Origin of the sequence: Marinobacter sp. ATCH36 (assembly GCF_023555055.1) — a bacterium.
GTDB lineage: Bacteria > Pseudomonadota > Gammaproteobacteria > Pseudomonadales > Oleiphilaceae > Marinobacter.
On sequence record NZ_JAMJPL010000001.1, the window covers coordinates 594,578 to 607,107 of the forward strand.

Consider the following 12,530-nt stretch of genomic DNA (forward strand, 5'->3'; position numbering starts at 1 on the left):
TACTCATGTCCTCAGGCGGAATCCCGTTTTTGCCGGCCCTTGAGCAGGCAGGATTCTTCAATCGTTTTGACGAGTTCTCGGGCCAGCTGTTCCGGCGTGCCGCAGAATACAGCACAGCCGGTTGCGGCCACCGAATCGGGCATTGAACTGTTTCCGCAGCTGGAACTTTCCTGGACCCAGATGCGGCTGCCGTAGGCCTTCAGCAAAGGTGCTGCAATAGCGCCATCGTTGCCCATACCGGAGAACAAAATAGCGTGGCAGCGCGCACCGTAATGGTCACCAATATTCAACAGCACCTGGTCAATGGACGGCCCATAGGGGCCCGGCCAGGGCGTCTCCCGCTGCTCGAGCGCACCGCTGTCGTCCAGGGTCCACTCGTGCTCTACCGGCATCAGGATAACGTCACCGTTGTGAATGCGATACCCGCTTTCTGCCGGTTTCAACTGATAGTGGGCGTGGCGCCCCAGCACCCGGGTGAGCACCTCGGTAAAATTGTTGTCTATATGCTGGGCATAGACAAAGCCTACTGGTAATCCCGCCGGCAGATTATCGAGAAAGGCTTTAACCGCAGCTGGGCCGCCGAGTGAAGCGCCCAGAATCCAGATCTCTTCGGCAGGCAGGTCTGGCGATGCCGGCGAAATCCAGTGTGGCAGTGTGGGCGAGGTTGCTGCCTTTGGCGGCTCGTTGTCGAGTTCCTCGATAGCGGCCGCGGAATCCAGCTTCTCTATGTGCCCCAGGGACTGTTCCAGCTTGTCCAGCAGCCGGCGTTCCCAGCGAAAATACTCGGTGGTTCCGGGTTTCGGGGCAGAGTCCAGGCCAAACAGGACGGGCGCTTCGGTATTTTCCAGAAGATGATCGAACAGCACAGGATGATCCGCTTCGTCTTTCAGGGTGATCAGCCAAAGGGAGGCATCCGGAAATTCCGGATAACCCTGGAGACGATCCGGGTCGCCAGAAAAGCAAACGTCCAGGCCAAACCTGGACGTCGCTTCCTGCAACCTGTGGCGCTGCAGAACAATGTCCGAGACTATACCGACCGTTGGCCGTCCTGGCTGACCGGTCATCACTGATTCCCGGTCAGCCGCATGATGGTGTCAAGCAGCTCGGTCTCCTGGAAGGGCTTACCGAGGTATTCGTTGACACCTATGGCCAGCGCCCGTTCACGGTGCTTTTCCCCGGTCCGGGAGGTGATCATGCAGATCGGCGTATCTCTGAGATTCTCATCATGGCGCACAAAGCTGGCCACTTCGAAACCGTCCATGCGGGGCATCTCGATGTCCAGCAGGATGATATCCGGCTTGTGGTCCTGAAGCTGTGCCACCGCATCCAGGCCGTCCTTCGCAGTGATTACTTCCATGCCGTTACGTTCGAGCAGGCGCGAGGTTACCTTGCGCACGGTAACCGAGTCGTCCACTACCATAACCATGGTGGACTGTTCCTCGCGGCGTGCCGCTTCCTTGGCTTTCTCGAGGTTGGCGATACGCTGGCGTTCGGAGAGGATGTCAGAACGGATCATGGCCGGCAGGTCGAGGATCACCACCACGTTACCATCACCAAGGATGGTGGCGCCGGAGACACCTCGCACGGTAGCGAATTGCGGGCCAAGGGATTTAACCACGATTTCGCGGCTGCCCATCAGGCTGTCTACCTGCAGGGCCATGGGTTGCTCTGCACCACGCACCAGAATCACCGGCAGTGGCAGTGCCTGGCCCTGAAGTTTGGGATGATGATCGCTGTTCAGCAGGCTGCCCAGATACTGCAGGCGATACTGCTGGCCGGCGTATTCATACAGCGGCGCATCGGGCTTGTAGTATTCCTCAAGCTCGTAGGTGCTGACCCGCACGATGCCTTCGATGGTGTTCAACGGTATGGCGTAGAAATCCTCGCCGGTAGACACCATCAAGGCCCGGTTGACCGACACCGTAAATGGCAGGCGAACGGTGAAGACTGTGCCCTTGCCGACAGTGGAGTCGATATCCAGGCTGCCGCCGAGCTGCTTGATCTCGCTGGCAACGACATCCATGCCCACACCACGGCCGGAAATCTGGGTGACCTGTTGTGCGGTGGAGAAGCCCGGCTGCAGGATGAACTGCAGGACTTCCCGCTCGCTCAGCTCTTCATCCGCCGCCATCATGCCCTGACGAATGGCCTTGTCGCGAATGACCTGGGCCGGAATGCCAGCGCCATCGTCGATCATCCGCAGTACCACATCGCCGCCTTCACGGGTGAGCGACAGGGTTACCTCACCGGTTTCCGGCTTACCAGCTTTCTTGCGGTCTGCCGGTGTCTCGATGCCATGGTCCAGCGCGTTACGCAGCATGTGTTCCAGCGGCGCAATCATGCGTTCCAGGATGTTTCGGTCCATCTCCCCTTCGGGGTTACGGACATCAAACTCGACCTTCTTGCTGAGCTCACCACTGATCTGGCGAACGATGCGGCGCAGCCTGGGCACCATGGAGGAAAACGGGTTCATTCGGGTCTTCATCAGACCTTCCTGAAGTTCCGTGTTGATCCGTGACTGCTGCACCAGCAGGGTCTCGGTATCCCGAACCCGGTCCGACAGGGTCTCCCGCAGGTCTGCAAGGTCCGAGGACGACTCCGTCAGTGCCCGCGACAGCTGCTGGATGGCGGAATAGCGGTCCATTTCCAGCGGGTCGAAGTCGTCGCCGTAATCCGGGCCATGCTCTTTCTCTGCGCGGAACAGGATCTGTGTCTCGGTCTCGATTTCCATCCGGCGCAGCTGTTCTCGCAGACGCTCGATGGTGGCGGCCATTTCGTCCAGGTTATGGCTGAAGTCGCTGGTCTGCTGCTCCAGGCGGCCACGGGTAATACTGGTTTCGCCAGCCAGGTTAACCAGCTCGTCCAGCAGCGGGGCGGATACCCGGATGGTTTCCTGGGGCGCGCGCTGGGCAGCGGCCGCTTTTGCCGGGGCCTTGGAAAGCGTTTTGTTGGGCTTGGGCGCCGGCACTACCGGTTTTTCCGGTTGGGCGGGCTTTTCCGCCGCTGGCTCGGGCGCTACCGGTGCTTTCGCTTCCGGTTTGGCGGGTTCGGGAACCGCCCCGGTGTTTTCGAACCGGTTACGGATGTCAGCGACCAGTGCCACGATGCCATCGTGATCTTCGGTAATGGCCTGCCAGGCTTCTTCACCCGGAGTGTTGCCACCCAGGTCAATCAGTCTTGTCTCAAGACCATGAGCCTTGTCCCCCAGCTCACCCAGTTGCGACAGCCGGGCTCCACCCTTGAGGGTATGCAGTGCACGCTGGGCTTCCTGGTTGAAATGGTGGTTGGCCGGGTCCTTACGCCAGTCGTCCAGTAACTGTTCCAGCTGATCAAGAATCTCGCCGGCCTCTTCCAGGAAGATCTCCAACACCTCGGCGTCAACAGAATCGTCATCGCTGGATGCTGCGGCTGGCGCGTCGGCTTCGGCAAGCTCATCGCCAGAGGCCTTGTGGGCATCGCTCAAGGCGTCGATGAGTGCTTTGTCAGCTACCGGCTTGCTGCCATCTTCCAGGTTGGAGAGCATGCTTTGCAAGGAGCCATGGGCCTTCTCGCTGAGCTCCAACAGAGTGAACTGATTGTTGGCACCGGCAATCAGTGGGTCCAGGGCGTCTGACCAGGCTTCGGCCAGGTCTGCAATGGGATCAACATCCGACAGGCGCGCGCCACCCTTGAGAGTGTGCAGTTCCTGTTGCAGCTGAGTCACGCCGACCAGCTCTTCCGGTTCATCGCGCCACTGGGCCAGGCATTCGCCTATGGCCTCATGAATCTCCATGCCCTCATCGAGGAAGATGCCGACCAGGTCATCATCGGAAGCCCGTGGAATGGCATCGGCGACGGACGTATCCGGCACCAGATCCGGCTGTTCCGAGGGCAACGACTTGCCAGCGAGAATGGCTTCCACCTGTTCAACCAGCTCCGTTGCCGGCGGACACGGCTTTTGCGTGGCAACCTGTTCGACCATTTGTGCAAGCCGGTCGTGGCAGGCAAACAGCAGATTGTTCATGTCTTCACTGGCGCTGAGCTGACCCTCGGCCACTTTCTCGAACAGGTCTTCAAGCACGTGGGTCAGGTCGCCAATGGCGTTGACACCAGCCATGCGGGCGCCACCCTTGAGTGTGTGAACATCTCGCTGCAGTTCCGCCGCGACGTCGCGGTTGGCGGTATCTTCGCTCCAGGTATGCAGGGCACTGCCCGTGGAATTGATCAGGTCGTAGGCTTCTTCCAGGAAGATGCCGATCAGCTCCGGATCAAGGTGTGAGAGATCAGTGGCATGTTCCGGTTCCGGACTGTCGCTATCGTCCAGGTCAGCCAGCGGAATGTCTTCATCACCTTCGGCTTCGGCGTCATCATGCTTCACGTCCGTCACCGGCCGAGAGCCATTGGCATTGTCCATGTAAGCGTGGATTTCACTGATGAGGTCCGGTGCCGGTCGCGGTTGTTCATTCTGTTCCAGGGCGTCAACCATGCCCGCTAAACGGTCGTGGCAGCGGAACAGCAGGTCGGACAGTTCGCCGGTAACAGCAAGCCGCTGCTCGGTCAGCCCTTCGAACAGGTTTTCCAGTTCGTGGGACAGGTCACCAACTGAAGGGATATCAGCAAGGCGCGCACCACCTTTCAGGGTGTGCAGGTCTCGTTGCAAAAGGCGCAGCAGGTCAAGATTGCCGGTATTATCGCTCCAGCTCTGCAGGGCGTCGGCGGTGCTGTCGATCAGGTCACGGGCTTCCTCCAGGAAGATTTCCGCCAGTTCCTGATCCATATCTTCATCGGTTTCCGCCAGCGGTGGCAGTTCGTCGCTCTCTTCCGATGTATCGTCAGCGTCAAGATCAAAGCTGCGGTCGATTTCCTCCAGGTCGCCGGTGAATTCCTGTTCGAAAGCATCCGGTGTTTCAGCTTCTGCTTCTTCGGAAACATCCACCGCGAGCGCGTCCAGCCCGGCAATCAGCTCTTCACCGCTTTCTGTGGCAAGCCCGGCTGCGACCTGGTCCATCATGTTGATCAGGTGTTCGTGGCCGGCACGAATTGTGTCGAAGAAAAACGGATCTGGCAGGAATCCCGGCTTCGCAGCACGCTCGTAGACATTGGTGAGTGCCCCCGAAAGTTCGGCGACGTCTGTCAGGCCTGCCTGTTGTGCCCCGTCCGTCAACTGGTGCAATTCGGTGCGAAGCGTATCCAGCGCAGAGGTCTGTTGCGGATTGTCTGCCCATTCATCAAGAATCCGGTCTGCATCCAGCAGGATGTCCAGGCCCTCGTTGAGGAACAGCTGAACCAGCTGCGGACGGTTATCCTTTTCCGGTTCATCATCACGGGAACGGGCGCCACGTAGCGTGGTATTGCTGACCTGTTCCAGCTTCTCCAGGAAGTCCTCCGTGCCGGGAAGGTCGCCCTGTGGGTTCTCCCGGATCTGTCTCAGGCCCTGGGTCAGGAAGCTGCAGGCATCACCAATGAGGCTGACGACTTCCTGGTCTGCGCGCTTGTTCTGGGCGCGGGCTTCCTTGACAAACCGTTCAAGCGGTGTGATCACCGCGGCAATTGGGCCGATACCAGCGGTATGCGCGCTGCCTTTCAGCGTGTGAAGAGCGCGGGAGAGATCGTCAGTATAGGCAACACTGGCTTTGTCACCGGCGGCACGCAGGAAGTCCTGAAGGGTCTGCAGGTGGGTCTCGGTCTCACTCTCGAAGATGTCCAGCAGTACCGGGTCGACCGCGGTGTCTTCGTCATCTCCTGCCGCCGATGGCTCACATGGCGGCATGGTGCTGGCGTCGGGGATCTCGCCGTTGGCAAGTGCTTCCGCACGTGCTTCCAGCACAGAGGTATCACGGGACGGAGCACGCCGTTTCTCGAAATCTTCCACCAGCTCCGGAAGGACGGTGGTCACCTCCTCCAGCAGGCCGGCAATGTCATCATTCATGAAGATGCTACCGTCGATCACACGGTTCAGCATATTCTCGACGGACCATGCCAGCTCGCCAACAACCAGTGCGCCAACCATACGGCCACTGCCCTTCAGGGTGTGGAACGCACGCCGGACCTCAGACAGTGCGGTACGGTCATCATGCTGGCGCAGAAGCATGGGCAGGAATTCACGGATGGTATCCAGTACCTCTCCGGCTTCCTCGATAAAGATCTCGAGAATTTCGTCATCGATGAGATCGTCTTCGGAACTGTCTTCGGAAGACCACTGCCCGGCGGCTGTCGGTGCCTCTGCCGGGGCATCTGGTTGTGTGTCTGCCTCTTCATTGCTGCCCGATTCCGCCGCGAGTTCTTCGGTATCGCTGTCGGGGTCGGTTTTGCGGGTGGTGGACATGGCTTCGGCGCGCTCGATGAGCTCCGTCACGTCACCATCAGACTGGCCACTACGGAAATCATTGATCAGCGCAGGAATCCGGCTGTTAACGTCGTCGACGAGGCCGAACATGTCGTCGTTCGGGCGGAGTGTCTGGTCAATCACCCGGTTCAGCAGGTTTTCTACCGACCAGGCCAGCTCACCGATACTGGTGGCGCCCACGAGCCGGCCGCTCCCTTTCAGGGTATGGAAGGCACGGCGAACTTCCGTTAATGCTTCGCGGTCGTCATGGTTCTGGCGCAGGCGGGGATAGAATTCGTTAATGGTTTCCAGAACTTCTTCGGCCTCTTCTACAAAGATGCCGAGTATCTCATCGTCCAGCAGCTCTTCGTCGGAACCTTTGGAGTCACTTGCAGCTGACTCTGCCGGCACTTCCGTCTCCACCACGGGAACATCCTCTTCCGAGGGATGCCGCCAGGTGGGTTCCTTGCCAACGGGGAAACCGAGAGAATTGAGACTCGCCTCGGCTACGCCGAGCACACTGTCGTTGTCCTCAATACCCTCGGCCAGTCGCTCCAGGTAGTACTCGATACTGGTGATGGCATCGGCCAGGGTGTCCAGTTGCTTCCAGTCAGGAACCTGCTTACCCCCAAGCAGTACGTCGGTGATGTAACGCTCGGCCGCCGTCAGCATATCAGCAACTCGATCCAGGGGGATCAGGCTCAGGCCACCGCGAATGCTGTGGAGCAAACCGGGCACATGCTCTATCTCGCCGGTTTCCCATTGCGAGGCAATGAAATTGACGATAGCGGTCTTGACCTGCTCGAGGGTATTGCGTGATTCCCTCAGCAAGGCACTGCTGGCTTCTCCAAGTTCCCGCGAGCCCATGTTAACGGACTGCTGTTCATTTTCATCACTGCTGCTCTCTGAATGCCGTTCACTGTCGAGGCCAGCCAGGCTGGCTTCCACGTACAGAAGAGCTCCGGCGATATCCATCAGGGTGCCGTCGTCCACTGGTTCAGGCTGTGCGGAGAGCTTTTCCACCAGTTCGAGCTGTTCGGTAATGACTTTGCGGGGTATGCCAAGGCCCAGCACCGCCAGGGTATTGGCCACCTGACGCAGGCCCGGCAGCAGCTCTTCCAGTTCATCGTTCTGGCGTAGTTCCGACCGCACGAACAGATCCAGTTGATCCTTGAGCTTGGCGAGCTCTTCGTTCAGGGCGCTGACCACCGAGTGAATGGCATCGCGGCCGGGGCCGGATACCCGGGTTTTGGCAGCGTCTAAATCATCATCCGACGGCAGGGCCTGCTCCAGGCGGTAGTCGTTGCGCAATTCCTGCACCAGCGGTGTGTCCAGTTCCCGCGCACGGGCAACATAATACAGCAGGTGCTTGAGCAGGGCTTCGGGAGCTTGCTGCTGCAAAATGTCCACATGCTCGTCGGTCAGACGACGGATTTCGGCGTCCAGCTCCCGTAACAACGACTTGACGGCGGTATTAACCGGGTTGGCGTGTTCCTGGAGGGTTTCCACGAAGGCGCCGGCCGCTTTCCAGAGTTGGCCGCGGGGAGTTTTCTGGCACAACCGGACCAGCCGCTGGATGACCTTCTGCATGTAATCGAAGTGGGCATCCAGGTCGGCCTCGCGAACAACCCCGGCAAGAGCGAACTGATACATCTGGCGAAGCTTGCGGATGTGGCCCAGAACTTTCGGATCCTGCAGACGCTGGGACACATTGGCAGCCGCGGCAACCTTTGAGGGTGCCAGGTCAGGTTTGAACAGCGACGTATCGGACAGCAGCGATTCACCCCGCGCGGCCCGGAGGTCGTTCAGCAGGGGCAGCAGCACCATCGGAAAATCGTCTTTGCTGCTTGCCAGGTGCTCCAGATACTGGGGAAGCTGCAGGATAGCCTGCATCAATACTTCCACCGCGTCATCCACACTGGCGACGGTCTCGTTCAGGACGGCCTGGGTGAGCTTCTCCATTTCCTCGGTCAGCAGGGCTGCGCCGTAAAGCTCAACCATCTGCAGGGTACCGTGAACCTGGTGGAGATAGTTCAGGCAGAAGCGCAGGCGCGCGGTGTCGTCACGATTCTCGACATACGCTTCCAGTGCGTGCTGACCCTGGGTCAGCGTGTCCTGTATTTCGCCCCGAACCCAGTCCAGGGCGATGCTGTCATGGTGATTGCCCATAACCACTCCGGTTATTCTTCGTCAGTCTGGCGTTTGATCCACGCCAGCACATGTTCCGAGGGTACCCTCTGTAAGCCAGGGGGCTGCCAGTCGGTCAGTTCTCCCTGGCCCAGGACCAGCAACCCCCCGGGCGCCAGCCGCTCTGCAAGCCGTTTTACGATTTCCCGCCGGCGCCAGCGCCGGAAATAAATCAGCAGATTCTGGCAGAAGATAATGTTCATTCCGTGCATGGGAGCGTGTTTCAGGTCCAGCACGTTCAGCCTGGTGAAACACACCCGCTCCCGAATGCTTTTGACAATTTCAACGTTGTTCCGCTCTGCCGGCCGGAAGTACCTGGCCTTCATGGCTTCGTCCATGCCCATCAACTTGCGCGCACTGAACAGGCCGCACTGAGCCTTGTCGATGGCGGGTTTGCTGATGTCGGAGCCTGTTACCCCGAACAGTGGCTGCAACGACAATCCCTCCATGCATTCGTTCAGCAGCATCGCCAGCGTGTAGGGCTCCTCGCCGGTAGAGCAACCAACACTCCAGGCCTCCAGAGGGCGCTTTTTCAGCACCTCACGGGGCCGGGTAAGCACATAGTCCGACACCAGCCTGAAAGCGTCCGGGTCCCGGAAAAACCGGGTTTCCTGAACCGTCAGCCGATCCACCAGGGTGGACCATTCGACGATGGCATCCGGGCCGGAAACAATCTGTTCGTAATAGGCCTGGTAGCTGCTGCACCCGATCTCCCGCATGCGAATCCCGAGGTTGGTCTCGAGAAACGACTTGCGGCCGGAAGGCAGGGTGATGCCGGTCCGATGCTCAAGCAGTGTCTGCCACTGGCTGAACTGCGCCTCATCCATATCGGGAAGTCGGCGCAGGGACCAGATGCCCTCGGCAGTTGACAGATGGGTATGTGTTTCAGCCATAAACTGTCAGCAGCCTCGGAGCAATAATCAGCTCACCACCGGAACGTCGCTGTCTTCCTCTTCTTCCAGGTCGGCCGACTCTTCCTCGGGCAGTGTGAAGCCCGCAACAGAGGACCGCAGTTCAGACGCCATCTCTGCCAGGTTACCGATGGACTTCGCAGTCGCGTTGGTACCGGAGGAGGTCTGCGAGGTAATTTCCTGGATGACGTTCATGGTGTTGGAAATATGAGCCGCAGAGGACGATTGCTGACGCGCAGCGTTGGAAATGTTCTGGATCAGCTCCGCCAGAGACATGGATACGTTCTCGATTTCCTCGAGGGCGATACCCGCGTCCTGTGCCAGACGGGCACCACGGACCACCTCGGCGGTGGTGTGTTCCATGGAGATAACGGCTTCGTTGGTGTCTGACTGGATCGTTTTAACCAGTGCTTCAATCTGCTTGGTTGCTGCTGAGGAACGTTCCGCAAGGCGCTGAACCTCGTCCGCAACCACCGCGAAGCCCCGGCCCGCGTCGCCGGCCATGGAGGCCTGGATGGCGGCGTTCAGGGACAGGATGTTGGTCTGGTCGGCAATGTCGTTGATCAGCGATACGATGTCACCGATTTCCTGGGAAGATTCACCCAGACGCTTGATCCGTTTGGAGGTTTCCTGGATCTGCTCACGGATGTTGTCCATGCCGCGGATGGTATTGTTTACCACCTCCGAGCCTTTCTTCGCGATCGCAACCGACCGCTCCGCAACCGCGGAGGATTCAGCCGCGTTGGAAGATACCTGGTCGATGGACACCGCCATTTCGTTTACAGCGGCAGAGGCGCCGGCAATTTCCTGGGCCTGGTGCTCGGAAGCGTCGGCCAGGTGCATGGCCGTTGCCTGGGTTTCCTGCGCAGCTGACGCAACCCGTACCGCGGTACCACGAATCGCCTGTACCAGCCCGCGCATCTGGTCGATCGCGTAGTTGATGGAATCGGCGATGGCACCGGTGAAGTCTTCGGTTACCGTGGCCTCGGTAGTCAGGTCACCATCCGCCAGGTCAGCCAGTTCGTCCAGCAGTCGCAGGATCGCGTTCTGGTTCTGTTCGTTCTGCTCCTGGGTCGTCGCAAGACGCTCCTGGGCTTCGCGGTAAAGCACCACACCGATCATCACAACAATACCGACCATGGCGGCCAGAATGATGAATGCCAGGGTGGGGCTGACAAACCGTGAACCGGCCTGGCCGGTGAAGGCCTCGGCAAGAACGGAGATCTCGTCGAGCAGAACCTGTGAGTTCTCGAAGATGTCGCTGGCCGCGGTACGTACCTTGAAGAGGTCGGGAGAGGCCTCAAGGATTGCGTCTACGTTCTGGGAAACGAACTCGAACAGCTCACCGACGGCTTCCAGGCCGTAGATGGCATCTTCATCGTTAACCTGGGAAATGCCCATGGCGGGGTTGCCGTTCACCTGGCCTTCGAGAACACGGCCGAACAGGCTGGCGTCACGTCCGAAACGGTCGGCGGCGATAACCGCGTCTTCATCACCGGAGAGAACGTTATTGACTGATCGCACAATCCGCTCTGCCAGCAGTGACTGGCGCTGGGCCAGGGCGATCTGTTCGGCAGGCGCGTTGTTATCCAGCAGGATCTGAACGATGTCGTCGTATTCCACCTGCAGCTGCGGGATGGTTTCGTTCAGGGTGCGGGCAACTTCGTGAAGGCCGAGTACAGCATCGCGGGTAGAGAGAATGCTGTCGGCGTTGTCCCGCACTTCCTGCCAGGTTGCCTGGACTTCGCTGTCCTGGGCGATCTGGCTCGGGGGCAGGCCGGTATCCGGATTGCCATCAACCACATAGCCCCAAAGGCGCTCGAATTCGTCACGGGAACGTCGCAGTGCGTCGAAGGCCGAGGCGGTACCGCCCGCTGCTTCCGTCGCGTTCTTTGCGATTTCCTGTGACAGTACCCTCAGCTCCGAAGCGTGGGCGATGTATGCCTGGTCGTTTTGGCTGTCCTTGTTGATAATGAACAGCACTGCAACGAGCAGGACGGTCAATGCGATCAGTGCGGCGATCAGGCCGGCAACCAGTTTGTTGCCTCCCTGTCCCATACTGAGTCTTCCGGCTCTATTTTTCATTTTCTGGCTCCCGGCCTCTTCGTAATATTGGCAAGTTTGTTTCTGCGGGCGTTGGGCAGGCGGGAAGGAGTTCCTGCCGTTGTCACCGCCCTTACCATTGCGCTACATCCAGGAAGCGTTCGTCTCCGAGTAACTCGGCGGCGGAAAACACTTTCCAGACTTCCTCATTACGCTCGTAACCGCCATTTACAAACGGCTGAACGTTTGCAGGCACATCCTGTGGCGAGGCCACAAAGCTGTCCACTGCGAAATACTGCATGCCCGAGACGCTGTCGACTACCAGGCCACTGAATACATCGCCCTGCTCCACAACCAGCACCCGGCGCTCACGCTGACTGCGGGAAGAGCGGGGAACTTCAAAAAAGCCGGCAAGGTCAACCAGTGGCAGGAGGCGGCCCCGCACGTTGGCGGCGCCCAACATAAATTGATGAACCCCCGGAATGTGGGTATAGCGGGGGACATGGAGGATTTCAGTGACTTCACCCATTGGCGCCACATAGCGCTCACCTGCCAGAACAAAACCGATGCCGTTCCAGAGTTCGACGGCTTCCTGTTGTTCCGGCAGACCGGCAGCCATGGTACGACTGCGTCGGGCGATATCCGTCAGAACTGCAAAGGGGGCGGCCTGGGCGGACATGCTTACTCCACGGTTGGGGATCAGGCAATCAGGCTATTGATTGTTTTGATCAGATCGTCTTCAACGACGGGCTTTACGAGATAACCCTTTGCACCCTGACGGGTACCCCATACACGGTCCGTTTCCTGGTCCTTGGTGGTCACGATAACCACAGGAATGGAAGCGGTTTCCGGGGCGCGGGTCAGCTGGCGGGTGGCCTGGAATCCGTTCAGGCCGGGCATTACCACGTCCATCAGTACCAGGTCCGGTGTTTCAGCGCGGGCCTTGGCAACGCCGTCGGCGCCGTTGTCGGCCGTCAGCACTTCATGCTTGTGCTTTTCCAGAATGGTCGAGATTTTCTTAACCTCGGTCGGGGAATCATCAACAATCAGAATGCGGGCCATGGTGTCCTCAATAGTTCTTTGCT

At 59.3% G+C, this 12,530-nt stretch carries 6 protein-coding genes; all 6 read right to left on the reverse strand.

Features of this window, described 5'->3' with window-relative positions; translation table 11 throughout:
• Positions 1 to 11: 11 nt before the first annotated feature.
• Complete coding sequence (locus tag M8010_RS02645; protein WP_250087994.1) at positions 12 to 1,064, reverse strand: chemotaxis protein CheB; 1,053 nt, start codon at positions 1,062 to 1,064, stop codon at positions 12 to 14.
• Entirely contained in the window at positions 1,064 to 8,473 is a 7,410-nt protein-coding gene (locus M8010_RS02650) for an Hpt domain-containing protein (RefSeq protein ID WP_250087996.1), read from the reverse strand. The genes M8010_RS02645 and M8010_RS02650 overlap by 1 nt, the downstream gene beginning before the upstream one ends.
• 11 nt (positions 8,474 to 8,484) lie before the next feature.
• Entirely contained in the window at positions 8,485 to 9,384 is a 900-nt protein-coding gene (locus tag M8010_RS02655; protein ID WP_250087998.1) for a CheR family methyltransferase, read from the reverse strand.
• Positions 9,385 to 9,411: 27 nt separating this feature from the next.
• Entirely contained in the window at positions 9,412 to 11,487 is a 2,076-nt protein-coding gene (locus tag M8010_RS02660; RefSeq protein WP_250088007.1) for a methyl-accepting chemotaxis protein, read from the reverse strand.
• A 91-nt stretch (positions 11,488 to 11,578) separates the two neighbouring features.
• Complete coding sequence (locus M8010_RS02665) at positions 11,579 to 12,124, reverse strand: chemotaxis protein CheW (protein ID WP_250088009.1); 546 nt, start codon at positions 12,122 to 12,124, stop codon at positions 11,579 to 11,581.
• Positions 12,125 to 12,144: 20 nt separating this feature from the next.
• Positions 12,145 to 12,507 carry a twitching motility response regulator PilH gene (gene pilH / locus M8010_RS02670; RefSeq protein WP_007154227.1) on the reverse strand — a complete coding sequence of 121 codons (363 nt, stop codon included), beginning with the start codon at positions 12,505 to 12,507 and terminating at the stop codon, positions 12,145 to 12,147.
• Between the last annotated feature and the right edge of the window lie 23 nt (positions 12,508 to 12,530).

Coding starts and splice junctions, on each gene's coding strand:
- M8010_RS02645 (WP_250087994.1), bottom strand. CDS start 1,064: ATGACCGGTCAGCCAGGACGGCCAACGGTCGGTATAGTCTCGGACATT.
- M8010_RS02650 (WP_250087996.1), bottom strand. CDS start 8,473: ATGGGCAATCACCATGACAGCATCGCCCTGGACTGGGTTCGGGGCGAA.
- M8010_RS02655 (WP_250087998.1), bottom strand. CDS start 9,384: ATGGCTGAAACACATACCCATCTGTCAACTGCCGAGGGCATCTGGTCC.
- M8010_RS02660 (WP_250088007.1), bottom strand. CDS start 11,487: ATGAAAAATAGAGCCGGAAGACTCAGTATGGGACAGGGAGGCAACAAA.
- M8010_RS02665 (WP_250088009.1), bottom strand. CDS start 12,124: ATGTCCGCCCAGGCCGCCCCCTTTGCAGTTCTGACGGATATCGCCCGA.
- pilH (WP_007154227.1), bottom strand. CDS start 12,507: ATGGCCCGCATTCTGATTGTTGATGATTCCCCGACCGAGGTTAAGAAA.